Below are 26,352 nucleotides of genomic sequence, written 5' to 3' on the forward strand. Positions count from 1 at the left end.
TTTTTTGGCAGTCTTGAAATCAGAGTGGGTGAAAGAGCGCTGCTATGCAGATGCGGAAAGTGCAAAGCGGGACATCAGTAAATACGTCATTGAATACTACAATATGTGGCGACCTCATACCCATCTTGGTGGTCTTTCACCAAACGAATATGAGGTCGCCGCTTAATGGGGTGTCAACTTTTACTAGACCAGAACAGACTCAGTTGCCATTAATACCCCACCCCAACCCTCCCCTTCGCAGGGGAGGGAGTTGACCGTGTTTCACTCTGCACCGCGAGCGGTTTTGCCCTGCTCCTCCCCCTTCGCAGTGGGAGGGAGCTAAAACCCACTTTCTGATGTTGCCGTTATTTTTCTCAGCGTTAGTATAGAAACAGTGTTTCAAAACCCTACGCTCAGAAAAGGAAACATCATGCCGTATCAGGCCTCACCCTCCCGCTATGAAACCATGCAATTCCGCCGCTGCGGTCAGAGCGGTTTAAAACTCCCTGCACTGTCTCTTGGCCTGTGGCACAGCTTCGGCCATGTCAGCCAGCTCGAATCCCAGCGCGCATTACTGCAAAAAGCCTTTGATTTAGGCATCACTCATTTTGATCTGGCGAATAACTACGGCCCGCCTCCGGGTTCAGCCGAAGAGAATTTTGGTCGTTTGCTGAAGCAGGATTTCGCCCCGTATCGCGATGAACTGATTATCTCCACCAAAGCCGGTTATGACATGTGGCCTGGGCCTTACGGCTCCGGCGGTTCACGCAAATATCTGCTGGCAAGCCTTGATCAAAGCCTTCAACGCATGGGGCTGGATTACGTCGATATCTTCTATTCTCATCGCGTGGATGAGGAAACGCCGATGGAAGAAACCGCAGCAGCGCTGGCTTACGCCGTGCAAAGTGGCAAAGCGTTGTATGTCGGGATTTCGTCTTATTCGCCGGAACGTACACAGAAAATGGCTGAACTGCTGCGCGAGCTAAAAGTGCCGCTGCTTATTCATCAGCCTTCTTACAATCTGCTGAACCGCTGGGTCGATAAGAGTGGTTTACTGGATACCCTGGAACAAAACGGCGCGGGCTGCATTGCCTTTACGCCGCTGGCGCAGGGCTTGCTGACCGGTAAATACCTCAACGGTATTCCGGACGGTTCGCGGATGCAGGTGGAAGGGAATAAAGTGCGCGGGCTGAATGCCAGGATGCTGTCTGAGGAAAACCTGAACAGCCTGCGGTTGCTCAATGAAATGGCGCAACAGCGCGGACAGACGATGGCGCAGATGGCGCTGAGCTGGCTGCTGAAAGACAACCGCGTGACGTCAGTGCTGATTGGCGCGAGCCGTCCTGAACAACTGGATGAAAACGTCAAGGCGCTGGACAATCTGCGTTTCACCCCAGAAGAACTTGCTGCGATTGATAAACATGTGGCGGATGGTGAATTGAATCTGTGGCAGGCGTCATCAGATAAGTAAATATTCAAAGTAAAACAGGCGGATATCCTGAAAAGGATCCGCCTTTTTTTTAGCTCATCAGCTCTAAACGTCGTGCTGTTTCGTAATGATCGACCCAGTACTGATTGTCCAGTGATGAAATCGTGACGCCTTCAATTTTCGAGGCATGAATAAACTGATGATCCCCGACATACACGCCGACATGACGATCGCCAGGCGACGTTTTGAAAAAGACTAAATCCCCCGGTTTCAGGCTATTTTTACTCACTTTTCTGCCGTTCCTGATTTGCTGAAACGTGGTTCTCGGCAGGCGTTTTTGCAGGGAATCCCGGAAGAGATGTTGCATCAGCGCCGAACAATCGACACCTTTGTGTGTGGTTCCACCCCAGCGATAATGCGTCCCTTTCCAGCGCGGATATTCAGCCAGCAAGGCACTTTTAATATTTTCTGAGTTGCCGGTGTTAACCGCAGTGACGGAGGAACCTTTTCCATCAAAAAGCTCGCTGTGGAAAAATTTATAGGTATCCATAGACTCAAACTCTTCAGGCATATCAAAAGCAAAGGAATGGGTACTGAATAAACCGGCTACAAGAAGCAGTAAGGCAGAAACAAGCGATTTAATACGGAACATGCGTGGATTCTTTCGTTAAAAAATAGTGCTCTTCCTTACGTGGGAACCGGCTCTCGGGGCGGGTGACTCGTCTCTGAGTGCGCAAATAATAACCAGATAAAGTGAAATAATCTGGCTATTTTATGTCCAGTTTTGGACTGCGGATTTTTTCTCAGTGAAACCAGCCCCTTCGGTGAAAGGGGCTGTTACGGGGATTATGAAAAGAACTTCGCCAGCACAAATAATCCGACTGAAACGTTGATTGCACCACCGATGCGGGTAGCGATTTGCGCGAAAGGCATCAGCGTCATACGGTTACCCGAAGTCAGAATAGCCACGTCACCGGTGCCGCCCTGCCCGCTCTGGCAGCAGGAAACAATCGCCACATCAATCGGATGCATACCGATTTTCTTGCCGACGTAAAAACCGGTGCCGACCAGCGCCAGCACGGTGGTCACGATCACGAGGAGGTTTTGCAGGGTAAAAGCGTTGATCAGTTCCTGCCACGGCGTGATCGCCACACCCACCGCGAACAGCACCGGATAGGTCACTGCAGTGCGGAAGAATTTATACACCGTCATCGAGCCGTGCTGAATGGTCGGTGAAACGCCATTTGCCAGTTTTACCAGTACTGCCGCGAATAACATGCCGACCGGCGCGGGCAGGCCGATCCACTTCTGACCGAGCATCCCGACCATGTAAAGCAGGATTGCCAGCAGCGCGCCACAGGCCAGCGCATTCACGCCCGGATTTCCTTCGAATTTGTCAGTACCGCTGCCCAGCTCACCTTTTTTCGACGGCATCAGTTGCCCCTCACCGGTCAGATGCGGATAACGTTTCCCCAGCTGATTCAGCACGCCCGCCAGCACAATTGCCGTCAGACTGCCCAGCATCACGATCGGCAGAATGCGCCCCAGCGCCACACCTTGTTCCATGTGCAAAATCGTCGCATAACCCATCGACAGCGGGATCGCACCTTCACCTACGCCACCGGCCATGATCGGCAGGATCAGGAAGAAGAAGGTTTGCATTGGCGGTAAACCTAACACCGTGCCCATCGCCATTCCGGCAATCATGCCCACCACTTCACCGCATAACATCGGCACAAAAATGCGCATAAAGCCCTGGATCAGCACCTGGCGGTTCATGCTCATGATACTGCCGACAATAATGCAGCAGATGTAGAGATACAGAATATTGGTGGATTTATAGAATTTGACCGTGGAATCCACCACGACGTCCGGCAGTAAACCGTAATGCACCATCGCCGAAGGAATAAAGGTGGCGCATATTGCCGCCGCACCGAGTTTGCCGACGACGGGTAAGCGTTTGCCGAATTCGCCACAGGCAAAACCGAAGAAGGCCAGCGTGGCAACCATCACCACAATGTCGCTGGGTAATTTGCCGTTCAGGCAGTCGAGCAGGATCAGCACACCGGCCAGCAGGAAGAAAGGCAGCGGGATAATACCTATCTTGTAGTTATCAAGAATGTGCCACCATTTTTGCCTGACCGAGAGGCCGGAGGTTTTCTTTTCTTTGACTGCGATGTAGGAATCGTCGGTTGTGCTCATGACATTGCCTCTTTCTTATAAATACTTTTCTTATTGATGTTCTGAGCATAAGAAAACAGCAGGTCAGCCGGATGTGAGTTTGTTCAAATTAAAACCGCAGGGATTAAGGTTGTTATGGTGTTTATGGAGTTAATGTTATTTGATTTATAAGGATTATCAGATTTGTAGTAAAAAGCCCTATTACCCTTGTAATCACTGAGTGAATTCATCGTTATTTATAATGCCTGTTCACAACTCTGTCTTTGTCCGATTACCGCCCTTACTGCCCCGTGGTACGCTTATTCAATGTGTATCTTTACGTTAATCTTGCAGCAGGCCGTATGAAACTCCGCATGCCTTTTCAGGTAAAACTCTTTTTATCTCTGGTGGTATTTTCCTGCCTGTTGCTGGCACTGCTGGGTGCTATTTTATTTCATATCATCGATCGTCAGTTGCATCACGACCTCGGCCAGCGCGCACGGGTTCAGGCCAGTGAAATCGCGCTGATGCCGGGACTGGCGCAGAAGGTTAAGGCGCGGGATACCATCGGGATCGCACGACTTATCCAGCCTTTACGCGATAAAAGCGATGCCAGTTATATCGTTATCGGCGATAACCGCGAGCTGCATCTTTATCATTCACAATCACCGGAGCGGATCGACCTGCCGATGATTGGCGGTGATAACGCGGAGGTGCTGGCGGGGAAAACCATTATTTCCGTCCGGCAAGGCGGTATAGGTGTTTCATTGCGCAGTAAAGCGCCGATCCTGGATGAGAATAATCGGGTCATTGGTATTGTCTCCGTCGGCTACCTCACTTCTTATATTGATAATATTAACGGCCATCGTCTGGCGCAGGCCGGTTTATACGGTTTGCTTCTTTTATTACTGCTGTTTATTTTTTCGTGGATGTTTACCCGCAACGTTAAAAAACAGATGTTCTGGCTGGAACCCAAAGATATCGCGCTGCTGGTTCGCCAGCAAAAAGCCTTGCTTGAAGCCATGTACGAAGGCGTATTCGCAGTTAATGCCCAAAAACAGCTGATTTCCATTAACCGCGCCGCACGCGAGTTGCTTGATATCCATCAGCCAGAAAATGAACTGCTGGGTAAACCGTTGGCGGAAGTGCTTCAGACACCGCCCACCTTCTTCACGCAAGGCGGTATCAGTGAAAATAACAGCCAGCATGATCAGATTACGGTGCTGAATCAGAGACAGGTGATCGTCAACCGCGTTCCCATCGAGCTGGAGCCGGGTAAAGAAAGTGGCTGGGTGTTCAGTTTCCGCGATAAAAACGACATAAATACGCTGAGCAGCCAGCTGAGTCAGGTGAAACGCTACGCGGACAATCTGCGCATCATGCGCCACGAACAGCTGAACTGGACCGCAACACTGGCGGGTTTGCTGCAAATGCAGCGTTACGACGATGCGATGCACTATATTCAGGCGCAGTCGGAAGGTGCGCAGGCAGTGCTGGATTTCGTCTCGGCGCGCTTCACTTCGCCGGCACTTTGCGGCCTGCTGCTGGGGAAATACGTCAGTGCGCGCGAAAAAGGTGTTGAACTCAGTTTCGATCCTGCCTGCCAGCTCACCCGCATTCCGGCGGCTATCACTGAAACCGAGCTGATGTCGGTGGTCGGTAATCTGCTGGATAACGCCGTGGATGCCACCCTCAACGCGCTGACGCCTTCTGTGCCGGTCGAACTGTATATTTCAGACAGGAATCAGGAGCTGCTGATTGAAGTCGCCGATCAGGGCAGCGGCGTGGATGATGACCTGAAACCGCGTCTGTTTGAACAGGGCGTGACAAGCAAGCCCTCACGCGACCACGACACGACCGGCGCGGAACATGGTATCGGGCTTTATCTGGTGGCCGGATATGTCCGTCAGGCCGGTGGCAGCATCGAAATCTCAGACAACACGCCGCAAGGTACGATATTTTCAGTCTTTATCCCGTACCCGGCTGAGGCTTTAACAGGAACGAACCATGAATAACAGCAGTGCTCTCGATGTCGTGATTGTGGAAGACGAGCCGCATCTGGCCGGTCTGCACCGCGATTTTATCGAGCAAAATTTCAATGTGCGTGTCGTGGGTATCGCCGCCACGCTGGAACAGGCGCGCTCGTTGTTGCGCCTGCATGAGCCACGGCTGATTTTGCTCGATAACTATTTACCGGACGGCCAGGGTGTGGATTTAATCAACAGCCCGCTGCTGAAAAGCTTCGATTGTTCGGTGATTTTCATTACCGCGGCCAGCGATATGCAAACCTGTAGTCAGGCGATGCGTAGCGGCGCGTTCGATTACATTATCAAACCGGTGTCTTTCCACCGGCTGCAAAGTTCACTGGAACGTTTTATGCAGCTGGTGCAAACGCTGCGTAATGTGAAAGTGGTCGATCAGCGGGCTCTGGATAAGTTGTTCAATCTGCCCGCCAGCGATACACCGGCAGCCCCTTCTGCCAAAGGCATCGAGCCCAATACGCTCGAACTGGTTCAGCGCGTATTTAACGCGAAACCGGACGTCAGCTGGTCGGTTGAAGAGGTCGTTGAGGAAGTCGGGATCAGCAAAACGACAGGCCGCCGATATCTTGAATATTGCGTGGAAATTGGCTTTATCGGCGTCGAGATGCAGTACGGAAATATCGGCCATCCACGGCGCCTTTACCGGAAAATAGCCGTCACAAAAAATTCTGAGGCCTGAGACTCAATTCCCTCTTTTTTCTGTGACGAATTTCACGTTCATCGCCGGTGTCAGCACCGGCAAATTACGCCCTCTGCCCGCCGAATCCTGCCGTTATATCAACTCAATATCCTCTTTCAGACAACCGGTAAATTCACTGTTAATCGCCCTCCCTGAAATCACTATTTACACCTGTAAAGTCTGCGCAAAAAATTCGCATTTCCCGGTTAAATTCCCTGCAATTATTAATGATAAAAAACCGACAACAAAATCATAAAATAAAACAACTAAAAACAATCACTTAAATATATATTCTGAATAATATACTTAATTTAAATGCAGCGGAAAACCGCCCGTTATGAAGCCCTGAAAATTGTCATTAAATGTCAGCGGATCCAGACAAAATTAGACAAGCCCGATACACACAAATACGTAACCCGAAACACAATCACGAATATTCTTCAGAAACATTGAGACTTGTCTCAGAATTTCGATGTGTTAGGGTATAAAGCGTTCACTATTTTGTTACAGGCAAAATCTTATACGGTCCAACACAAAAAATAGACATCGAGCCGATACGGCTATTTATATCCAAGGAATGCACATTGCATGGCAATTAAAATCGAAGTAAAGAATCTTTATAAGGTATTTGGCGAAAACCCGGATCGCGCTTTCAAGATGATTGATGCAGGCAAGGGTAAAGAAGAAATTTTTGAGAAAACCGGTCTTTCACTTGGCGTTAAGAATGCCAGTCTGGCCATTGAAGAAGGCGAGATTTTCGTCATCATGGGGTTATCCGGTTCCGGTAAATCCACCATGGTACGCCTTCTCAATCGTCTGATAGAGCCCACCCGTGGCGAAGTCCTGATCGACGGCGAAGATATCGCCAAAATCTCAGAAGCAAAATTGCGCCAGGTGCGCCGCAGTAAAATCAGTATGGTCTTTCAGTCCTTTGCGCTGATGCCACACCTGACCGTGTTGAATAACACCGCGTTTGGTATGGAACTGGCCGGTGTGCCGGTCGAAGAGCGCAATGCCAAAGCGATTGACGCCCTGCGTCAGGTCGGGCTGGAAAACTATGCCAACTCTTATCCTGATGAACTGTCGGGCGGTATGCGCCAGCGTGTCGGTTTAGCCCGCGCCATGGCCAATAATCCTGACATTCTGCTGATGGATGAAGCCTTCTCGGCACTCGATCCGTTAATTCGTACTGAAATGCAGGATGAGCTGGTGAAGCTTCAGGCTCAGCATCAGCGCACCATTGTGTTTATTTCTCATGATCTCGACGAAGCCATGCGCATCGGCGACCGCATCGCCATTATGCAGGGCGGCGAAGTGGTGCAGGTCGGCACGCCGGAAGACATTCTTAATAATCCGGCCAACGACTATGTGCGCACCTTCTTCCGTGGTGTCGATATCAGTCAGGTCTTCAGTGCCAAAGACATTGCCCGCCGTCGTGGCACGCTTATTCGTAAAACCCCCGGTTTTGGTCCCCGTGCCGCCCTTAAGCTGCTCGAAGACGAAGACCGTGAATATGGTTATGTGCTTGAACGTGGACAGAAATTCATCGGCGTGGTGTCGATTGAATCCCTGAAAACTGCGCTTAAAGCCAATCAGTCGCTGGAAAGTGCCCTGCTGGAATCTCCGGCAGCCGTGCAGGCAGACATGCCGCTCAGCGAACTGATTTCTCATGTCGCCGCCGCGCCTTGCGCCGTACCGGTGATCAATGAGGACAATAACTATATCGGCATTATTTCCAAAGCCATGCTGCTTCAGGCTCTGGACAAAGAAGGGGGTAACGAATGAGCACTTCAACCGTAACGAACACGATGACACAGCACGCACAGGCCGCTCAGGCACAGGCCCTGGATCCGTCCGTCGATCCCTGGAGTGCCGATAACGCCAGTGGCGGTGTTGCACCACAAGCTGACGCCGCGACGAGTGCAGCGCCAGCCGATGCCAGCAGCAGTGATCCATGGGGCGGTGGCAGCGATGCCGCGACCAGCGCACCGGATGCCACCCATCATGCTGCCGCGCAGACCAACGACTGGCTGAGCGTCGCACCTGAACAACATCAGCATTTTAATATTCTCGATCCGTTTCACAGCACGCTGATCCCGCTCGACCGCTGGGTCACTGAGGGGATCGACTGGCTGGTCGGTAACTTCCGCCCTGTCTTCCAGGGGATCCGCGTCCCGGTCGATTTCGTGCTGAGCGGTTTCCAGCACGGTCTGGAATCTCTGCCCGCTCCGATTGCGATCCTGGTCTTTGCCCTGCTTGCGTGGCAGATGGCCGGTTTGGGTATGGGTGCAGCCACGCTGGTTTCGCTGGTGCTGATCGGTGCGATCGGTGCCTGGTCACAGGCAATGGTGACGCTGGCGCTGGTTCTGACCTCGCTGTTCTTCTGTATCCTGATAGGTTTACCGCTCGGGATATGGCTGGCACGCAGCCAGAAGGCGGCCAAGATTATCAGGCCGTTACTGGATGCCATGCAGACCACACCAGCGTTCGTTTATCTGGTGCCGATCGTCATGCTGTTTGGTATCGGTAACGTACCTGGCGTCGTGGTGACGATTATCTTCGCCTTACCGCCTGTTGTTCGTCTGACCATTCTGGGTATCAATCAGGTGCCGGAAGACCTGATTGAAGCCGCGAAATCATTTGGTTCCAGCCCGCGTCAGATGTTGTTTAAAGTTCAGCTGCCGCTGGCGATGCCGACCATCATGGCCGGTATTAACCAGACGCTGATGCTGGCACTGTCGATGGTGGTCATCGCCTCGATGATCGCCGTAGGTGGTCTGGGTCAGATGGTTCTGCGCGGTATCGGTCGTCTGGACATGGGTCTGGCATCGGTCGGTGGTGCGGGTATCGTTATCCTCGCCATTATTCTCGACCGTCTCACCCAGTCGATGGGTCGCGACAGCCGCAGTAAAGGCGGTCACCGCTGGTTCACCCGCGGTCCTGTCGGTCTGGTGATGAAGCCTTTCACCAAAAAAGCCTGATTCACACACTGCATTTTTCCCGGCGGTTCGCTGCCGGGAACTCTCAAAAGCTAAAACAACGCAGTCCACTCTTACGTATTCATAAGCCACAAACTTAAAAAGAATAAGGGTTCACCATGCGCACAATACCAATCTGGGCACTAGCCCTGAGCACACTTTTCACATCCTCAATAACTTTCGCTGCCGATTTACCGGGCAAAGGCGTAGTCGTCAAACCGTTGCAAAGCACCATTGCAGAAGAAACTTTCCAGACTGAACTGGTCAACCGTGCATTGCAAAAACTGGGCTACGACGTTCAGCAAACCGGTGAAGTAGATTACAACGTGGCGTACACCGCCATCGCCAGCGGTGATTCCACTTACATGGCCGTGAACTGGGAACCGCTGCAAAAAGACATGTATAACGCAGCCGGTGGCGACCAGAAATTCTACCGTCAGGGCACTTATATCACCGGCGCGGCACAGGGTTATCTGATCGACAAGAAAACCGCCGACAAATACCACATTCATGATTTATCCCAGCTGAAAGACCCGAAAATCGCCAAACTGTTTGATGCTGACGGTGACGGTAAAGCCGATATGGCAGGCTGTAATCCGGGCTGGGTTTGCGGTCAGGTGATCAATACCCAAATCAAAGCTTACGGCCTGAGCGATACCGTGACGCAAAACGAGGGGAACTATTCGGCGATTATCGCTGACACTCTCACCCGCTTTAAATCCGGCAAACCGGTGTTGTATTTCACCTGGACACCGTACTGGGTCAGCAACGAGATGAAACCGGGCAAAGACGTGGTCTGGCTGACGGTGCCTTTCTCGGCAAATCCGGGTTCGCAGAAAGACATGGATACCACCCTGCCTAACGGCAAGAACTATGGCTTCCCGGTCAATAACGAACACATTGTGGCGAACAAAGCCTGGGCTGAAAAAAACCCGGCGGCCGCGAAACTGTTCGCCATCATGAAATTGCCACTGGCCGACGTGAACGCGCAGAACCTGCGAATGCATGAAGGTGAATCCTCATCAGAAGATATCCAGCAGCACGTTGATGGCTGGATCAAGGCGCATCAGGCGACCTTCGATGGCTGGATTAAAGAAGCTGCTGCCGCAGCAAAATAACGCATTATAAAAATCGAGGAATTTATGAAAAAGACAGGAATCTGGGCGGTTGCCGCCCTCACCACATTTGCAACAGCCACTACATTCGCTGCCGATCTGCCGGGTAAAGGCATCAGTGTGACGCCAGTCCAGAGCACCATCAGTGAGGAGTCTTTTCAGACCGAACTGGTAAGCAAGGCGCTGGAGAAACTGGGCTATGACGTGCAGCCAACCCGTGAGGTCGATTACAACGTCGGTTACACAACGCTGGCTGCCGGTGATGCGACCTTCACCGCCGTCAACTGGTCACCGCTGCATGATGAAATGTACAAAGCCGCCGGTGGCGACAAAGTCTTTTACCGCGAGGGCACCTACGTGACCGGCGCAGCACAAGGCTGGCTGATCGATAAAAAAACTGCTGAGAAATACCACATTACCAATATTGAACAGCTGAAGGATCCGAAACTGGCCAAGCTGTTTGATACCAACGGCGACGGTAAAGCCGATCTGACCGGTTGTACGCCGGGCTGGGGTTGTGAAGCCGCGCTGAATGAACAGCTGAAAGCATACGGACTGGAAAATACCGTGACCCACAATCAGGGTAACTATTCCGCGATGATTGCCGACACCATCACGCGTTACAAAGAAGGTAAGCCGATCTTCTATTACACCTGGACGCCGTACTGGGTCAGCAATGTGCTGGTTCCGGGCAAAGACGTGCTGTGGATGCAGGTACCGTTCTCTGTGGTACCGGGTGATAAAAATGCCGATACCACACTGCCAAACGGCAAAAACTACGGTTTCCCGGTGAGCACCATGCACATCGTGGCGAACAAAGCCTGGGCTGAGAAAAACCCGGCGGCGGCAAAACTGTTTGCCATCATGAAGCTGCCACTCAAAGACATCAATGCGCAGAATGCCGCCATGCACGCGGGTAAAAATTCAGATGCTGATATCTCCGCGCAGACAGATGGCTGGATTAAAGCCCACCAGGAACAGTTCGACGGCTGGGTAAAAGAAGCGGCTGCGGCAGCGAAATAACATTACATCAGACTCAGTAAGGCCAGCGGGCGGGGAGAAATCTCCGCCCGTTTTTTGTGGTGACGTATATAAAAAGCGCTATTGCAAAACCAAATAGTTGCCATGAAAACTATTCATTGGTTTAATATTTCAACCAAAACGATAATCGTTTTTCGCATTCCCCTGCTTCTTCAATAAGATCTGTTATCCCCATTATGAAAAAAACGACCACACATTCACCACTCAGCCCGGCGCTGATTATTCTGATGGCAGTCGCCACCGGGCTCGCCGTCGCCAGTAACTATTACCCGCAGCCGCTGCTGGAAACTATCGCACGCGCATTTGATCTTTCAGTCAATCAGGCTGGGTTTATCGTCACCGTGGCACAACTTGGTTATGCCTGCGGGCTGATGTTTATCGTACCGCTCGGCGATATGTTCGAACGTCGCGGGTTAATCGTGCTGATGACGCTGCTTTCCGCCGCAGGATTGCTGCTCACAGCCATGGCACCTACGCTGACCATCATGCTGGTCGGAACGGCACTGACCGGGCTGTTCTCGGTAGTAGCGCAGATTCTGGTGCCGCTGGCGGCTACGCTGGCTGAACCAGAGCGTCGTGGTAAGGTGGTCGGGCTGATTATGTCCGGTCTGCTGCTGGGCATTTTGCTGGCACGTACCGTCGCCGGTGCTCTGGCGTCGCTGGGCGGCTGGCGCACGGTTTACTGGGTGGCGAGCGCACTGATGATCGTGATGGCGCTGGTCTTGTGGCGCAAGCTGCCGAAACACCAGCAGAAAACGGATCTGAATTATCCGCAGTTGCTTAAATCCATCTTCACGCTGTTCATCCATACGCCGGTGTTACGTACCCGCGCGCTGATCGGCATGTTCTGTTTCGCTAACTTCAGTATTTTGTGGACGTCAATGGCGTTCCTGCTGGCGGGCCCGGCGTATCACTATTCCGAAGCCGTGATCGGACTGTTCGGGCTGGTGGGCGCGGCGGGTGCGCTGGCGGCTACCCGTGCGGGACATCTGGCGGATAAGGGCAAAGCGCATCTGACCACCACGGCGGGTCTGATTCTGCTGCTGCTGTCCTGGGCGGCGATTGCCTGGGGCCAGCACTCGGTGATTTCGCTGATTATCGGCATCATCGTTTTGGACCTTTCGGTTCAGGGCGTCCACATCACCAACCAAAGTGTCATCTACAAAACCATGCCGGAAGCACGTAACCGCCTGACCGCGGGTTACATGACGACGTACTTTATTGGGGGTGCGGTCGGCTCGCTGGTGTCCGCATCCGCCTATCAGGCCGCAGGCTGGTACGGAGTGTCAGCAGCAGGAACCCTTATGTGTGTGCTGAATTTACTGGTCTGGCTAAAGGGATATAAATACAAGCTGGCGTAATAACGTACGAAATTACATCAGGAGGGAACCATCACCCCTCCTGATTAGCTTGCGAATAATCATATTGGAAATTTATTTGAACCAAAGGGTGTTAACAATACTTACAGTCTGGTAATGTTTGCACCATGAATTATTTGCCGGAACTCATCCGGTTTCACAATCTTTTAAACACCCATGCAAAGCAACCCAGATCTCGAAGCACCCGACCCCGTCCGTGTTTCAACATTCGCACAAGGTATTACCGACAGCCTGCCCATTGTCATTGGCTATCTGCCCATCGCTTTTGCATTTGGCCTCAGCGCCGTAAAACTGGGATTCACCCCAGCTGAAAGTCTGCTTTTTTCCATTCTTATCTACGCTGGCGCCAGTCAGTTTGTGATCACCGCGCTGCTCAGCGCCGGAATGTCCTTGTGGGTTTCTGCCCTTACCGTGATGGCAATGGATGTACGACATGTGCTGTACGGGCCATCGCTGCGTAACCGTCTGGTGGGCAAACTCAATGGCAAAAAAACCGCGCTGTGGGCATTTGGCCTGACGGACGAAGTGTTTGCCGCTGCCACCGCAAGGCTTATCCGCGATAAACGCAGCTGGAGCGAAAACTGGATGTGCGGCATTGCGCTGTCTTCCTGGCTTTCATGGGTATTGGGTACTGCTGTGGGGGCGTTATTTGGCAACGGGCCACTGGAAAATTTCCCGGCTATCGAAGCCGCACTCGGCTTTATGTTACCGGCGCTGTTTCTGAGTTTTTTGCTCGCGGCGTTTAAGCGCCAGCAAAGTATGGTGTTTGTCGCGTCGCTGGCTGGCGCACTGGGTGGACTGCTGTTCTGGTCAATTCCCGCCGCTATCGGCTGCGGTCTGGCCGCCGGGTGCGTGGCCGCCATGCTGCAACGCCCTCAATCCTCTTCTGCCACGGAGATAACCTCAGATGAGCACTAATGTCATTCTGGTTTGTCTGCTCGTCGGCACCGTGAATTACCTGTTCCGGTATTTGCCTTTGCGCATGGGCGCAAGGCAGAAACCCGGGCCAAAAAGTGGCCCTCTGTCCCGCGTGCTCGATAGCATCGGTATCGCGTCTATCTGCGCGTTACTGGTGGTTTCAAGCACGCCTGAAATTTTGCGCGATCATCAAAAGCTGCTGCCTTCGCTGGCCGGTTTTGTGCTTCTCGCGCTGATTTTCTGGCGAACCAAAAGTATCATTATTGCCACACTGACCGGTGCCCTGGCATACGGGCTGGTGTTTAAGGTGATGCTGATGGCCGCAGGCTGAAGACCTTTTTTACCGCAGATTAACCGCAGGGCAAACTCTGCCGAATACATTAAACATCGAATAATTCACCGGAGTTATGAATCACACTAATTGCTAAAGAATTGGTGATTCATGACATTGATATTATTAATTACCATCGTTACTATGTCATCTGTAACTAATGAGGCTTCTCATATGGACAGTTCGTTCGCGCCAATTGAAAACATGTTAAATTTCCGGGCCAAAAAGCAAAAAGATTTCCCTTATCAGGAAATTCTGCTGACCCGCCTGTGTATGCACATGCAAAGTAAATTGCTTGAAAACCGCAATAAAATGCTGAAAGCACAAGGGATTAATGAAACGCTGTTTATGGCGTTACTGACCCTGGATGCGCAGGAAAGTCACAGCATTCAGCCTTCTGAGCTCAGTTCTGCGCTGGGTTCTTCCCGTACTAATGCTACCCGTATTGCGGATGAGCTGGAAAAACGCGGATGGATTGAACGCCGTGAAAGCGATAACGACCGCCGGTGCCTGCATTTGCACCTGACGCCTGACGGGGAAGCCTTTATCCAGAAGTTACTGCCGCCTCAACACAAGAGTCTGCATTTTCTCTGGTCAACTTTAGACGCAGATGAGCAGAAGCAGTTAGAAACCCTGACCCGCAAACTGTTAACTCGCCTTGATCAGATGGATGCAACAGCACTACAACAATTCTAAATTTCTGTTCAGGTAAACTACACATGTCACTCCAAGCTCGCTGGAGGCTTACGCCGCTGTTTGCCGTTTTGATTTTGGCCGGCTGTGCCTCCAGTAATAATATTGCTCCTCAGTCGTCGCTGCTGGATACGCAACAGCTTCATCTGCAGCAGGCAAAAGTCAGTTCCCTGACCCTCGGCCCTCAGTGGTGGCGCAGTCTTAATGACCCGCAACTGGATAACCTGATGACCACGACGTTGCAAAACTCGCCGTCATTACGTCAGGCCGCCGCTCGCGTGCGCGAAGCACAAAGCGTGATGGGAGAAGCCGATGCCGCCAATGGTCCGTATCTGGATTTGAATGGTTCTACGCGTCGTGAACGTGTCGCAAAAAACACGATCCCGCCCTTCCTGACCAGCTATCCTGAAGCGCCGATCTATGACAGCAGCAACAGCCTCGGGCTGAATCTGAGCTATGAGTTTGACTGGTGGGGTAAATACCGCAATCAGGTGAATGCCGCGAAAGCACAGGTGGATTCCGCCCGTGCTGAACAGGCTGAAGCCGCTCTGACGCTGACCAGTTCGGTGGCGTCAGCCTATTATCAGTTGCAGGCCAATCTTGCCTTACAAGATGTTCTGCAACATGAAGTGGATAACAACCAGCGTCTGGCAGATTTGCGGAAAGCGCAATATCAGGCCGGCGTCTATGGCATTGAAATCCCGCAACAAACCCAGGCTCAGGCCGACAGTGCCAAACAGCAGATCATCAACCTGAAATCGCAAACTGAACAGCTGAGACATCAGCTTTCTGCGCTGGCAGGACGTGGTCCGGATGCGATGAATGGCCTCCACGCCGTGGCATTGCCACCGGCAGAAGCGCTGGCACCTAAAGCCGAACTGACGCTGGAATTACTGGGTAAACGCCCGGACATCGCCGCACAGCGTGATCTGGTGGAGTCCTATTCCCAGCGGGTCAGTGCCGCGAAAAAAGAATTTTATCCAAGCCTTTCCATCAGTGCCTTCGGCGGTCTGACGACCACCAACTATGGCGGCACCAGCCCGAATCTTTTTGAAGCAGCCAGTAAAGCCTGGAATATCGCGCCAGCCATTTCGCTGCCGATTTTCCACGCCGGTGCACTGCGATCCAAACTGGGCGAAGAGTCCGCGTTATATGACCAGTCAGTTGAGTCGTATAACCAGACCATCCTGAACGCCATCCAGCAAACTGCGGATGCCATTACAGTCTCGAAAAGCAGCGCGGAACAATTGCAGCAGGCATCTTCTGCCGCTAAGTCGCTGGAAGAGGTGTATCGCGTTTCGGATGCAAGATACAACGCTGGCGTCATCGGACGGGATGAGCTGTTAAGCAGCCAGTCAGCGCTTCTGCAACAACAACAGGCGCAACTCAACGCCAGCAGTCAGTTGATGCAGTCAAAAATCAGCCTCATCCGTGCGCTTGGGGGTGGCTATCAGGCCCCGGTCGCGGACCAAAAATCATAATAAAAGACTCAGTGTGGAGAAGACCATGAGCGCAAATGCCGAAACTCAGGCAACGACGCAAGCTCCGAAAAATAAGAAAAAAACGCGCAAAGTCGCGATGCTCTTGTTAACCGGGATTTTCATTATTATCGCCATCGCCTACTTGTTTTACTGGCTGCTGGTGTTACGTCATTTCCAGTCTACCGACGATGCATATGTGGCCGGTAATCAGGTTCAGATTATGGCGCAGGTGTCGGGCAGCGTGACCGACGTCAATTTCGACAGCACCGACTTTGTTAAAAAAGGCGACGTGCTGGTGACCATCGATCCGACCGATGCAGAGCAGGCTTTCGAACGCTCTAAAACGGCGCTGGCCAACAGCGTGCGTCAGACGCATCAGTTGATCATCAACGGTAAACAATATCAGGCCAATATCGCGCTGCGTCAGACGCAACTGCAACAGGCGCAGACTGATCTCAAACGCCGTATCGTGCTGGGTAATGCCGATGCGATTGGTCGTGAAGAACTGCAACACGCCCGTGATGCTGTCGATACTGCGAAAGCGCAGTACGATGTCGCCGTTCAGCAATACAACGCTAATCAGGCGATGATTCTGGATACGCCGGTCGATAAGCAGCCGCAGGTTCTGCAGGCCGCCGCTCAGGTGCGTGACGCATGGCTTGCCCTGCAACGTACCAAAGTGCGCAGCCCGATTGACGGTTTTGTCTCACGTCGTGCCGTACAGATTGGTCAGCAGATCAGCCCGACAACCTCCCTGATGGCGGTGGTTCCGGCGCATCACATCTGGGTCGATGCCAACTTTAAAGAAACCCAGCTGGCGAATATGCGTATTGGTCAGGTGGCAACCGTGGTCAGTGACATGTACGGCGATGACGTGAAATTCCACGGCAAAGTCGTTGGTATGGACATGGGTACTGGCGGCGCGTTCTCGCTGTTACCGGCGCAAAATGCTACCGGCAACTGGATCAAAGTGGTTCAGCGTCTGCCCGTTCGTATCGAACTTAACGATCAGGAAGTGGCTGAGCATCCGCTGCGTATCGGTTTATCCACGCTGGTGACTGTCGATACTCAAAACCGTGATGGTCTGGTGCTGGCGAATAAAGTCCGTAGCGAACCGCTGTATCAGACCAGCGCGCTGACGCTGGATCTGGCGCCGGTCAACGCCATCATTGCTGACGTTATCCATGCCAATGCAGGCTAAAATCTCCGGAGGCCTTCGTGGCAAATAAACCGCTGGTAGGCGCCCCGCTGGCCTGGATGACGGTGGCTTTGTCTTTGGCTACCTTTATGCAGGTGCTGGACTCGACAATCGCCAACGTGGCGATCCCGACCATCGCCGGGAATCTGGGTGCCTCGAACTCACAGGGCACCTGGGTTATCACATCGTTCGGGGTGGCGAACGCCATCTCGATTCCGATCACCGGCTGGCTGGCAAAACGTATTGGCGAGGTCAAACTCTTCCTGTGGTCCACGGTGCTGTTTGCGATTGCATCGTGGCTGTGCGGTATGTCCACCAGTCTGGAAATGCTGATCTTCTTCCGTGTGGTGCAGGGTGTGGTGGCAGGTCCGCTGATCCCGCTTTCGCAAAGTTTGTTACTGAATAACTATCCGCCGGCCAAGCGAAGTACCGCGCTCGCGCTCTGGTCGATGACAGTGATCGTCGCTCCGATCTGCGGGCCGATCCTGGGCGGGTATATCAGTGATAACTACCACTGGGGTTGGATCTTCTTTATCAACGTGCCGATCGGCATTGCGGTGGTGTTCCTGACGCTGAGAACGCTGAAGGGGCGCGAAACCGCGACGCAGATCAGGCCCATCGACAGTGTGGGGTTAGTGCTGCTGGTACTGGGCATTGGCGCATTACAGGTGATGCTCGACCGGGGTAAAGAACTCGACTGGTTTAACTCAACGGAAATTATCGTGCTGGCGGTCGTGGCGGTGGTCGCGCTCTGTTTCCTTGTGGTCTGGGAACTGACCGACGACCATCCGATAGTCGACCTGTCACTGTTTAAATCGCGAAACTTCACCATTGGCGTGCTGTGTATCAGCCTGGCCTACATGCTCTACTTCGGCGCAATTGTGTTGCTGCCGCAGCTATTGCAAGAGGTCTACGGGTATACCGCCACCTGGGCCGGTCTGGCTTCCGCGCCGGTGGGGATTTTGCCGGTTCTGATGTCGCCGATTATCGGGCGTTTTGCGCACCGTCTGGACATGCGAAAGCTGGTGATCTTCAGCTTTATCATGTATGCCTACTGCTTCTTCTGGCGTGCTTATACGTTCGAACCGGGGATGGATTTTGGCGCATCTGCGTGGCCGCAGTTTATTCAGGGCTTCGCGGTCGGCTGCTTCTTCATGCCGCTGACGACCATTATTCTGTCCGGTTTACCGCCTGAACGCATGGCGGCAGCTTCAAGTTTGTCGAACTTTATCCGTACGCTGGCAGGCTCGATTGGTACGTCGATCACTACCACCATGTGGTCGAACCGTGAATCGCTGCACCACGCGCAATTGACGGAAAACATCACGCCGTTTAATCCGGCGGCAACGCAAACCTATCAGCAGCTGGAAGGGATGGGCATGAGCCATCAGCAGGCTTCTGGCTGGATAGCGCGGGAAATCACTAATCAGGGACTGATCATCTCTGCCAATGAGATTTTCTGGTTATCCGGTGGCGCATTCCTGGTGCTGCTGATCTTAATCTGGTTCGCCCGTCCGCCGTTCACCAGCGGTGGCGGAGCCGGTGGCGCGCACTAATCCAGGTATTCCCTGAATGTCAGAAAGCAAAACGGACGCATTACGCGTCGTTTTTTATGGCTAAAACCGGGCGATTACGCCTGGTTCTGACGCCACCATTCTGCCAGCAAAATACCGGATGCCACGGAAACGTTGAGGCTTTCCACTTTACCGGTACCGCCGATTGACACGCTCAGGTCACCCTGCTGCCAGGCGCTGTCAGACAAACCATCACTTTCTTCACCCAGCACCAGCACCATTTTAGCCGGTAACTGCGCTTTGCCCAGCGCCGTACCTTTATGGCTCGACGTGGTCACGATGGTGTATCCCGCGTTACGGAAGGTTTCAAGCACTTCAAGGAAGTTATCCGCGCTGATGGCTTTAACGTGTTCCGCGCCGCCTTCAGCGGTACGGACTGCGGCGCCAGATTCCAGCTGAGCCGGATCCTGAACCATCATCCCGTTGATACCGAAATGCGCACAAGAACGCATGATACCGCCGAGGTTGTGCGGGTTGCCGACGTTTTCCAGCGCCAGTACGCAGTCTTTCGCCGGAGCCGTTTGCAGATACGTTTCTGCATCCAGACCCTGACGTTTTTTGATCAGGAAACACACGCCGCCGTGGTGTTCGGTACCGGATGCTTTCGCCAGTTCGTCATCTTCAACCACATGGTAGGCTTTGCGGTTTGCCGCCATCCAGCGCAGTGCTTCACGGAAACGCGGGGTAACGGATTGCACAAACCACGCACGGACGATAGCGTCCGGGCGGCTGGCGAACAGTGCCTTACAAGCGTTTTCGCCATACACGCGGGTTTCTTCCTGACGCTGACGACGCAGCTGCTCAGGATCGATAAAGCTTTTGCCGCTGATACCACCGTGATCCGGAACAGATTCATCTGCCGGCGGACGTGAAACAGTTTTCCACGGCGAAGAGTACGGGCCGTCGTCATCACGAGCCGGACGGCGCGGGCGATCATCGCCACGACGCGGAGCCGGACCGCGGGAATCACCACGGGAGTCGCTGCTACGACGCTCATTGCGGCGGGCATCGTCGGGACGGGAACCCTGGCGAGGTTTATCGCCCGGACGTCCTTTATTGTTGGAAGGACGTTTATCGTTATTGCGGTTATCGCCGTCGTCGTCACTACGGACGTACATCACTTTGACTTTGCCGTTCTTGCCACTGAATGAATCGTTCATTTTTCTCTCCACCTACGCGCAGGGCGCGAAGATTACCTGATGTCTGTGAGCTAAGCCACAGGCTTTGGACCAAAAGCTTAAAACTATCGTATTCATTGAATAAACCACGTTGTTCAGGTGAGGTATCGCCCTCATACTTACAACATACAAGTAACATATCAGCCGTTTTATTAACCGCTTTTAAGGGTAAAACGGGTTTGTGGTTGATACCCTTCTCACGTTAAGCAATGTAGAGGCTATTTATGAATACGGTTTGTTCATCTTGTCAGGCCACCAACCGCCTGCCTGAGGATCGTATCGACGACGGCGCAAAATGCGGCCGCTGCGGTCACGCACTTTTTGAAGGCGATGTGGTTCACGCCACCGCCGCTACCCTGGACAAATATCTGCAAGATGATTTGCCCGTTGTCATCGACTTCTGGGCGCCGTGGTGTGGCCCTTGCGTTAACTTCGCGCCAATTTTCGAAGATGTGGCTCAGGAACGCGCCGGTAAGATCCGTTTCATTAAGGTTAATACCGAAGCAGAACCTGAACTGAGCGCGCGGTTCCGTATCCGCAGTATTCCGACCATTATGGTGTTTAATGAAGGCAAAATGGTCGATATGTTAAGCGGAGCGATGCCTAAAGCCCCGTTCAACAACTGGCTTAATGAATCATTGTAACGCATATGCCGTTATAAAGCCCTGCCGAAGGCCCGTACAATACGGGCCTTTTTCTGTTATTCGCAGTTGCCACTTGCCTGTCCTGACCGGGTGTTTAGAATAGCCGTTTTTCGTTAACCGGAATGCTTATGTCAGACAATGCCGTTCTTCGCCTGCGTGAGCAGCGCTTAGCCCGTTCCACCCGCCCTTTCCTTGCGCGCGGATCCCGGGCCATTCGCTGCCAGACCTGCCTGTTACCCACACGTAACTGCATCTGCGCCACGCGCGAAATCCATCAGGCTGCCAGCCGTTTTTGTCTGGTGATGTTTGACACAGAGCCAATGAAACCGAGCAATACCGGCCGGTTAATCGCGGATGTATTACCGGATACGCAGGCGTTTCTGTGGTCACGTACTGAAACGGATCCGGCGCTGCTGGAAGCCATTGCCGATCCCGAACGTCAGGCTTACGTGGTGTTTCCGGCCTCTTTCGCCGAACCACCGCGTCAGGTATTTACAGAAGTCCCGGCAGGCAGTAAACCGCCTTTATTCATTATGCTCGACGGCACCTGGAACGAAGCCCGCAAGATGTTCCGCAAAAGCCCATATCTGGATAATCTGCCGGTATTCTCACTCGATGTAAGCGCCAGCTCCGGCTATATCCTGCGTGAAGCCTCGCGCCCGGAACTGCATTGCACCGTGGAAGTGGCCGCTGCCCTGCTGGAAAAAGCCGGTGATGTTGACGCTTCTGCGGGTCTGTCACGACACTTCACCTATTTCCGTACCCAGTATCTGGCCGGAAAACCCCATCATCCGGTGCATCAGCTCACAGCAAAGAACGAAGAAAGCCTCTAGAATCATGGGAACATGATGAACCGGAGAAGTTATGAGTCAGCGCGGACTGGAAGCACTTTTACAACCTGAATCTATCGCGGTTATTGGTGCCAGCAATAAGCCGGGCCGCGCCGGATATCTGATGATGCGCAACCTGCTCGACAGCGGATTCAATGGCCCGGTGCTGCCGGTCACACCTGCTTATCGTGCCGTATGTGGCGTACTAACCTGGCGGGATGTCGCCAGCCTGCCGATGTCACCGGATCTGGCTATTCTCTGCACGCACGCTGACCGCAATCTCGCCCTGCTCGAACAGCTTGGCGAACGCGGCTGCAAAACAGTGATTGTGCTTTCCTCACAGCCACAACAATTCGCTGATCTGAAATCCTGCGCTCAGCGCTTTTCGATGCGCCTGCTTGGCCCGAACAGTCTGGGTATTCTCGCCCCGTGGCAGAAACTGAACGCCAGTTTTTCACCGGTACCGATCCTTCCCGGCAAACTGGCGTTTATTTCGCAATCCGCGGCCGTCGCCAATACTATTCTCGACTGGGCGCAACAGCGTGCCGTGGGATTTTCTTATTTCGTTTCTCTCGGTGACAGCCTGGATATTGATGTCGATGACCTGCTCGACTTCCTTGCCCGCGACAGTAAAACCAGCGCCATCCTGCTATATCTCGAACACATCAGCGATGCACGACGTTTTCTTTCCGCCTCACGCAGTGCCTCACGAAATAAACCGATTCTGGTGATCAAAAGCGGTCGAAGCGGACAGGCACAGCAGCTGCTCAACAGCCCTCTAAGTCTGGATGCCGCCTATGATGCTGCTATCCAGCGCGCCGGTTTACTGCGTGTGCAGGATACGCACGAACTGTTTTCTGCGGTCGAAACGCTGAGCCATATGCGCCCGTTGCGAGGTGAGCGCTTACTAATTATCAGCAACGGCGCCGCCCCGGCTGCGATGGCACTGGATCAGTTACTCTCGCGTAACGGCAAACTGGCGAAACTCAGTGATGAAACCCGTCACGCTCTGAGCGCCGTTTTGCCACCATCGATTACCGCCGCCAATCCGTTAGACTTGCGCGACGATGCCACACCCAAACTGTATCAGGCGGTCATGACCGCGCTGCTCGACAGCACAGATTACGACGCAGTGTTGGTTATCCACGCACCCAGCGCGGCGGCACATGGCACCGTGACGGCCAGCCACCTGATTGAAGCCGTTCGTCAGCATCCCCGAGGTAAATACATCACGCTGCTGACTAACTGGTGCGGTGAGTTTTCGTCGCAGGACGCCCGCAAACTGTTCACTGAAGCCGGCATCCCGACTTACCGGACGCCGGAAGGCACGGTGACGGCATTTATGCACATGGTGGAATATCGTCGTAACCAGAAACAGCTGAAAGAAACGCCGGCTCTTCCGGCAGATCTTGAACAGAACACCGATCAGGCACATCAACTGATCGCCCGGACACTAGCTGAAGGCATCACACAGCTCGATACCCATGAAGTGCGCGCAATTTTGCAGGCGTACGGAATGAATGTGTTGCCGACATGGATAGCCAGTGACAGCACAGAAGCGGTGCATATCGCCAGTCAGGTTGGCTATCCGGTGGCGCTGAAACTGCGTTCTCCGGACATCCCGCATAATTCAGAAGTGCAGGGCGTGATGCTATATCTGCGCACCGCGAGCGAAGTGGAACAGGCGGCGAATGCGATATTTGACCGCGCCAGACAAGCATTTCCGCAGGCGAGAATTCAGGGGCTGCTGGTGCAAACCATGGCTAACCGGCCCGGCTCACAGGAGCTTCGCGTGGTGGTCGAACAGGATCCGGTCTTCGGCCCGCTGATTATGCTGGCCGAGGGCGGCACTGACTGGCTTCCGGAAAGACAGGCGGCGATTTCCCTGCCGCCGCTGAACATGACGCTGGCACGCTATCAGGTCGTTCAGGCGCTCAAGAGCGGCAAAATCAGGGGGCGCAATGCGTTGCACCCTCTCGATATCCCGGCGCTCAGTCAGCTGCTGGTAAACGTGTCGAACCTGATTATTGATTGCCCGGAAATCGAACGTCTGGATATTCATCCTTTGCTAGTTTCCGGCAATGAACTCAGCCTGCTCGATGTTTCAATGCAGCTTTCGGCACAGAAGCCCGGCGCACCGTCACGACTGGCAATTCGTCCTTATCCACGTGAACTCGAAGAGCACGTTATACTGAAAGACGGGTCGCAAGCATTGTTTCGCCCGATACTGCCGGAAGATGAACCGCTGCTTAAAGCGTTTATCCTGAAAGTGACGAAGGAAGATCTCTACTATCGCTATTTCAGTGAGATCAACGAATTCACACATGAAGATTTAGCGAATATGACGCAAATCGACTACGACCGCGAAATGGCATTCGTGGCTATTCATACTCTTAATGAAAAAAGTGAAATTATTGGTGTCACCCGAGCGGTTTCAGATCCCGATAATACTGATGCCGAATTCTCGGTTCTGGTTCGCTCAGACCTGAAAGGTTTAGGGCTCGGAAGACGCCTGCTGGATAAGATGATTAATTACGCCGCAGAGCATGGGCTGCAACGTCTGACCGGTATTACTATGCCCAACAATCGCGGCATGATTACGTTGGCCAGAAAGCTGGGATTTGACGTCGATATTCAGATTCAGGACGGTATTGTGAACCTCTCCCTGACGCTGGAAAAGAACCGAATTTTGTAGCAGGAAACCGTGAGCCTGCGCGATGAACAGGCAAAAGATGCGCACATCAGACAGGACTAATGGTATTATCGACCGATTGTGCGGTTACCTATATCTGTTTGTGCCGCTAAAGCCATTACATGAAGAGAGAAGAAGCGCACTGTGATGTTGTCAAAATTCAAACGTAATAAACATCAACAACACCTTGCTCAGCTACCCAAACTCCCCCAAACGGTTGATGCTGTAAAAACGCTCTACTGTCCGACAGATTTCCGTACGACGCTGCTCGAAGCCATTGCTAACGCTACCCAACGGATTTATCTGGTCGCGCTCTATCTTGAGAACGATGATGGCGGTCGCGATGTGCTGTCGGCGCTGTATGACGCCAAGCAGCGTCGCCCCGAGCTGGAGATTTGCGTGCTGGTTGACTGGCACCGTGCTCAGCGTGGTCGCATCGGCGCTGCAGCGGCAAACACCAATGCTGACTGGTATTGTCGTATGGCGAAAGAGCATCCCGGACTTTCCGTGCCGGTATATGGTGTGCCCGTAAATACCCGCGAAGCGCTGGGCGTTTTGCATCTCAAGGGTTTTGTGATCGACGATCAGGTCATTTACAGCGGCGCGAGCCTTAACGATGTCTATCTGCATCGCCATGAAAAGTATCGTTATGACCGTTATCAGTTACTGACGAATACGGCGCTGGCCAACACAATGATCGACTTTATGAAGAAGTCGATCCTGACCGCGTCTGCCGTACAGCGACTGGATCGCGAAGATCGTCCAAAAAGTATCGAGATCAAGAACGAAACACGTCAGTTCCGCCAGACCTTGCGTACCAGTGGCTATCATTTTAAAGATAGCGCCGGTAATGATGAACTGGCCGTCACGCCGATTGTGGGTCTTGGCAAACAAAATGAGCTGAACCGGACTATCCATCATCTTATGGCCAGCACGGAACATAAGCTGACATTGTGTACGCCTTACTTCAATATGCCTGCCCTGCTGGCGCGCAACATTATTCATCTGCTGCGCCGTGGAAAGCAGGTGGAAATTATCGTGGGTGATAAAACCGCGAACGATTTCTATATTCCGCAAGATCAGCCATTCAAAATCATAGGTGCCTTACCGTACTTGTATGAAATTAACCTGCGCCGCTTCCTGAGCCGTTTACAGCGTTTTGTTGACAGCGGACAGTTAATTGTCCGTCTGTGGAAAGACGGTGATAATAGCTATCACCTGAAGGGCATGTGGGTAGATGACCGCTGGCAACTGATTACCGGTAATAACCTCAATCCCCGCGCCTGGCGTCTGGATCTTGAGAATGCCATTTTGATCCACGATCCGCATAAAGAAATGGCCGCTGCGCGTCATAAAGAGCTGGAAGAAATTCGCCAGCATACGCATGTGGTTTCGCACTATATGGAACTGGAAAGCATTCCAAATTATCCGGTCAAAGTTCGTAAGCTTATCCGACGCTTACGGCGGATACGAATCGACAGACTCATCAGCCGAATTCTGTAATTGGCTATACTAAAAGCCTGATCATCGTGATCGGGCTTTTTTTTATCTGGAATTCCACCCTATTATGCAAAGATTATCTGTAGCGCTCAGACTTCCTTTTATCGCGCTGATATTGGGATGCAGTAGTTGCACGCATTATGCGAATGACGCATGGACAGGCAAAGATAAGGCCGAGCACTTTGTGGGATCAGCAGTATTAGCAGCAGCTGGAACTGCCTATGGTGATCGTCAGGGATGGAATGAAGCACGCAGCCGCTCATTCGGACTGATGTTTTCTGTCGGACTGGGTGCGGCGAAAGAGCTTTATGACAGCCGGGAAGGTGGGAGTGGCTGGAGCTGGAAAGATTTTAGCTGGGATATCGCAGGCGCAGCTGTCGGATACAGCGCTTATCATCTGACTCATTACTAACAGGGGTTCTGGCAGAGCACAAGCGGAGTAATAAATGCCAAAATCAGGGCAAGTAACGTCCAAACATCATCAGATTCCCCATAGCAAAAAGCCCTGTAC

The 26,352-nt window shown here is 52.8% G+C and carries 23 protein-coding genes; 20 read left to right on the plus strand and 3 right to left on the minus strand.

Annotated features, from left to right (window positions below; genetic code table 11):
* Positions 1-13 precede the first annotated feature (13 nt).
* Positions 14-166: an IS3 family transposase gene (locus UC15_RS26275; protein ID WP_089574731.1), complete on the plus strand. Its 153-nt coding sequence runs from the start codon at positions 14-16 to the stop codon at positions 164-166.
* A gap of 243 nt (positions 167-409) precedes the next feature.
* Entirely contained in the window at positions 410-1,450 is a 1,041-nt protein-coding gene (gene mgrA, locus UC15_RS20125; RefSeq protein WP_112290442.1) for an L-glyceraldehyde 3-phosphate reductase, read from the plus strand.
* Between the two features lie 49 nt (positions 1,451-1,499).
* Here the strand turns inward: mgrA and UC15_RS20130 are convergent, their stop codons facing one another.
* The gene (locus UC15_RS20130; RefSeq protein ID WP_112290444.1) at positions 1,500-2,060 is read right to left on the minus strand and encodes a C40 family peptidase; all 561 of its coding nucleotides are present in this window, start codon (positions 2,058-2,060) and stop codon (positions 1,500-1,502) included.
* Between the two features lie 194 nt (positions 2,061-2,254).
* Positions 2,255-3,610, minus strand: coding sequence for a 2-hydroxycarboxylate transporter family protein (locus tag UC15_RS20135; RefSeq protein WP_112290445.1), 1,356 nt, complete (start codon positions 3,608-3,610; stop codon positions 2,255-2,257).
* Positions 3,611-3,930: 320 nt separating this feature from the next.
* Here UC15_RS20135 and UC15_RS20140 point away from each other — a divergent pair, with 320 nt between their 5' ends.
* From UC15_RS20140 to emrB, 13 genes are all read left to right on the plus strand, one after another.
* Positions 3,931-5,583 (plus strand): sensor histidine kinase, encoded by a 1,653-nt coding sequence (locus UC15_RS20140; RefSeq protein ID WP_112290447.1) that lies wholly within the window; start codon positions 3,931-3,933, stop codon positions 5,581-5,583.
* Complete coding sequence (locus UC15_RS20145) at positions 5,576-6,289, plus strand: response regulator (RefSeq protein WP_112290448.1); 714 nt, start codon at positions 5,576-5,578, stop codon at positions 6,287-6,289. The genes UC15_RS20140 and UC15_RS20145 overlap by 8 nt, the downstream gene beginning before the upstream one ends.
* A 588-nt stretch (positions 6,290-6,877) precedes the next feature.
* A complete protein-coding gene (gene proV / locus UC15_RS20155; protein WP_112290451.1) occupies positions 6,878-8,074 on the plus strand; it encodes a glycine betaine/L-proline ABC transporter ATP-binding protein ProV in 1,197 nt (398 codons plus the stop codon).
* Positions 8,075-8,097: 23 nt separating this feature from the next.
* Positions 8,098-9,270, plus strand: a complete 1,173-nt coding sequence (proW, locus tag UC15_RS20160; RefSeq protein ID WP_198659744.1) for a glycine betaine/L-proline ABC transporter permease ProW — start codon at positions 8,098-8,100, stop codon at positions 9,268-9,270.
* A 116-nt stretch (positions 9,271-9,386) separates the two neighbouring features.
* Positions 9,387-10,385 carry a glycine betaine/L-proline ABC transporter substrate-binding protein ProX gene (gene proX, locus UC15_RS20165; protein WP_112290454.1) on the plus strand — a complete coding sequence of 333 codons (999 nt, stop codon included), beginning with the start codon at positions 9,387-9,389 and terminating at the stop codon, positions 10,383-10,385.
* 24 nt (positions 10,386-10,409) lie between these two features.
* Positions 10,410-11,405, plus strand: a complete 996-nt coding sequence (gene proX, locus UC15_RS20170) for a glycine betaine/L-proline ABC transporter substrate-binding protein ProX (RefSeq protein WP_112290456.1) — start codon at positions 10,410-10,412, stop codon at positions 11,403-11,405.
* Between the two features lie 194 nt (positions 11,406-11,599).
* Positions 11,600-12,784, plus strand: coding sequence for an MFS transporter (locus tag UC15_RS20175; RefSeq protein WP_112290457.1), 1,185 nt, complete (start codon positions 11,600-11,602; stop codon positions 12,782-12,784).
* Between the two features lie 174 nt (positions 12,785-12,958).
* Positions 12,959-13,720: an AzlC family ABC transporter permease gene (locus UC15_RS20180; RefSeq protein ID WP_112290459.1), complete on the plus strand. Its 762-nt coding sequence runs from the start codon at positions 12,959-12,961 to the stop codon at positions 13,718-13,720.
* Positions 13,710-14,051 (plus strand): L-valine transporter subunit YgaH, encoded by a 342-nt coding sequence (ygaH, locus tag UC15_RS20185; RefSeq protein ID WP_112290461.1) that lies wholly within the window; start codon positions 13,710-13,712, stop codon positions 14,049-14,051. Before UC15_RS20180 ends, ygaH begins: the two co-directional genes overlap by 11 nt.
* Before the next feature lie 174 nt (positions 14,052-14,225).
* Complete coding sequence (mprA, locus tag UC15_RS20190) at positions 14,226-14,747, plus strand: transcriptional repressor MprA (RefSeq protein ID WP_095923421.1); 522 nt, start codon at positions 14,226-14,228, stop codon at positions 14,745-14,747.
* Positions 14,748-14,770: 23 nt separating this feature from the next.
* A complete protein-coding gene (locus tag UC15_RS20195) occupies positions 14,771-16,225 on the plus strand; it encodes an efflux transporter outer membrane subunit (RefSeq protein WP_112290462.1) in 1,455 nt (484 codons plus the stop codon).
* A gap of 25 nt (positions 16,226-16,250) precedes the next feature.
* Positions 16,251-17,426 (plus strand): multidrug efflux MFS transporter periplasmic adaptor subunit EmrA, encoded by a 1,176-nt coding sequence (gene emrA, locus UC15_RS20200; protein ID WP_112290463.1) that lies wholly within the window; start codon positions 16,251-16,253, stop codon positions 17,424-17,426.
* A gap of 17 nt (positions 17,427-17,443) precedes the next feature.
* Positions 17,444-18,979, plus strand: coding sequence for a multidrug efflux MFS transporter permease subunit EmrB (emrB, locus tag UC15_RS20205; protein ID WP_112290465.1), 1,536 nt, complete (start codon positions 17,444-17,446; stop codon positions 18,977-18,979).
* 74 nt (positions 18,980-19,053) lie between these two features.
* On the opposite strand, the gene UC15_RS20210 is transcribed toward emrB, so the two are convergent.
* Positions 19,054-20,157, minus strand: a complete 1,104-nt coding sequence (locus tag UC15_RS20210; protein ID WP_095923430.1) for a tRNA/rRNA methyltransferase — start codon at positions 20,155-20,157, stop codon at positions 19,054-19,056.
* A gap of 242 nt (positions 20,158-20,399) precedes the next feature.
* Between UC15_RS20210 and trxC the strand changes: the two genes are divergently transcribed.
* The 5 genes from trxC (at position 20,400) to UC15_RS20235 (ending at position 26,253) form a co-directional block, all read left to right on the plus strand.
* The gene (trxC, locus tag UC15_RS20215) at positions 20,400-20,819 is read left to right on the plus strand and encodes a thioredoxin TrxC (protein ID WP_015695963.1); all 420 of its coding nucleotides are present in this window, start codon (positions 20,400-20,402) and stop codon (positions 20,817-20,819) included.
* A 128-nt stretch (positions 20,820-20,947) separates the two neighbouring features.
* Positions 20,948-21,652, plus strand: coding sequence for a tRNA-uridine aminocarboxypropyltransferase (locus tag UC15_RS20220; RefSeq protein WP_112290466.1), 705 nt, complete (start codon positions 20,948-20,950; stop codon positions 21,650-21,652).
* Between the two features lie 31 nt (positions 21,653-21,683).
* Positions 21,684-24,344 (plus strand): bifunctional acetate--CoA ligase family protein/GNAT family N-acetyltransferase, encoded by a 2,661-nt coding sequence (locus UC15_RS20225; RefSeq protein WP_112290468.1) that lies wholly within the window; start codon positions 21,684-21,686, stop codon positions 24,342-24,344.
* Positions 24,345-24,491: 147 nt separating this feature from the next.
* Positions 24,492-25,844: a CDP-diacylglycerol--serine O-phosphatidyltransferase gene (pssA, locus tag UC15_RS20230; protein ID WP_232829955.1), complete on the plus strand. Its 1,353-nt coding sequence runs from the start codon at positions 24,492-24,494 to the stop codon at positions 25,842-25,844.
* Positions 25,845-25,908: 64 nt separating this feature from the next.
* Entirely contained in the window at positions 25,909-26,253 is a 345-nt protein-coding gene (locus tag UC15_RS20235; protein ID WP_112290471.1) for a YfiM family lipoprotein, read from the plus strand.
* Positions 26,254-26,352 lie beyond the last annotated feature (99 nt).

The organism is Rahnella sp. AN3-3W3, assembly GCF_003263545.1.
GTDB lineage: Bacteria > Pseudomonadota > Gammaproteobacteria > Enterobacterales > Enterobacteriaceae > Rahnella > Rahnella variigena.

Coding starts and splice junctions, on each gene's coding strand:
- mgrA (WP_112290442.1), top strand. CDS start 410: ATGCCGTATCAGGCCTCACCCTCCCGCTATGAAACCATGCAATTCCGC.
- UC15_RS20130 (WP_112290444.1), bottom strand. CDS start 2,060: ATGTTCCGTATTAAATCGCTTGTTTCTGCCTTACTGCTTCTTGTAGCC.
- UC15_RS20135 (WP_112290445.1), bottom strand. CDS start 3,610: ATGAGCACAACCGACGATTCCTACATCGCAGTCAAAGAAAAGAAAACC.
- UC15_RS20140 (WP_112290447.1), top strand. CDS start 3,931: ATGAAACTCCGCATGCCTTTTCAGGTAAAACTCTTTTTATCTCTGGTG.
- UC15_RS20145 (WP_112290448.1), top strand. CDS start 5,576: ATGAATAACAGCAGTGCTCTCGATGTCGTGATTGTGGAAGACGAGCCG.
- proV (WP_112290451.1), top strand. CDS start 6,878: ATGGCAATTAAAATCGAAGTAAAGAATCTTTATAAGGTATTTGGCGAA.
- proW (WP_198659744.1), top strand. CDS start 8,098: ATGACACAGCACGCACAGGCCGCTCAGGCACAGGCCCTGGATCCGTCC.
- proX (WP_112290454.1), top strand. CDS start 9,387: ATGCGCACAATACCAATCTGGGCACTAGCCCTGAGCACACTTTTCACA.
- proX (WP_112290456.1), top strand. CDS start 10,410: ATGAAAAAGACAGGAATCTGGGCGGTTGCCGCCCTCACCACATTTGCA.
- UC15_RS20175 (WP_112290457.1), top strand. CDS start 11,600: ATGAAAAAAACGACCACACATTCACCACTCAGCCCGGCGCTGATTATT.
- UC15_RS20180 (WP_112290459.1), top strand. CDS start 12,959: ATGCAAAGCAACCCAGATCTCGAAGCACCCGACCCCGTCCGTGTTTCA.
- ygaH (WP_112290461.1), top strand. CDS start 13,710: ATGAGCACTAATGTCATTCTGGTTTGTCTGCTCGTCGGCACCGTGAAT.
- mprA (WP_095923421.1), top strand. CDS start 14,226: ATGGACAGTTCGTTCGCGCCAATTGAAAACATGTTAAATTTCCGGGCC.
- UC15_RS20195 (WP_112290462.1), top strand. CDS start 14,771: ATGTCACTCCAAGCTCGCTGGAGGCTTACGCCGCTGTTTGCCGTTTTG.
- emrA (WP_112290463.1), top strand. CDS start 16,251: ATGAGCGCAAATGCCGAAACTCAGGCAACGACGCAAGCTCCGAAAAAT.
- UC15_RS20210 (WP_095923430.1), bottom strand. CDS start 20,157: ATGAACGATTCATTCAGTGGCAAGAACGGCAAAGTCAAAGTGATGTAC.
- trxC (WP_015695963.1), top strand. CDS start 20,400: ATGAATACGGTTTGTTCATCTTGTCAGGCCACCAACCGCCTGCCTGAG.
- UC15_RS20220 (WP_112290466.1), top strand. CDS start 20,948: ATGTCAGACAATGCCGTTCTTCGCCTGCGTGAGCAGCGCTTAGCCCGT.
- UC15_RS20225 (WP_112290468.1), top strand. CDS start 21,684: ATGAGTCAGCGCGGACTGGAAGCACTTTTACAACCTGAATCTATCGCG.
- UC15_RS20235 (WP_112290471.1), top strand. CDS start 25,909: ATGCAAAGATTATCTGTAGCGCTCAGACTTCCTTTTATCGCGCTGATA.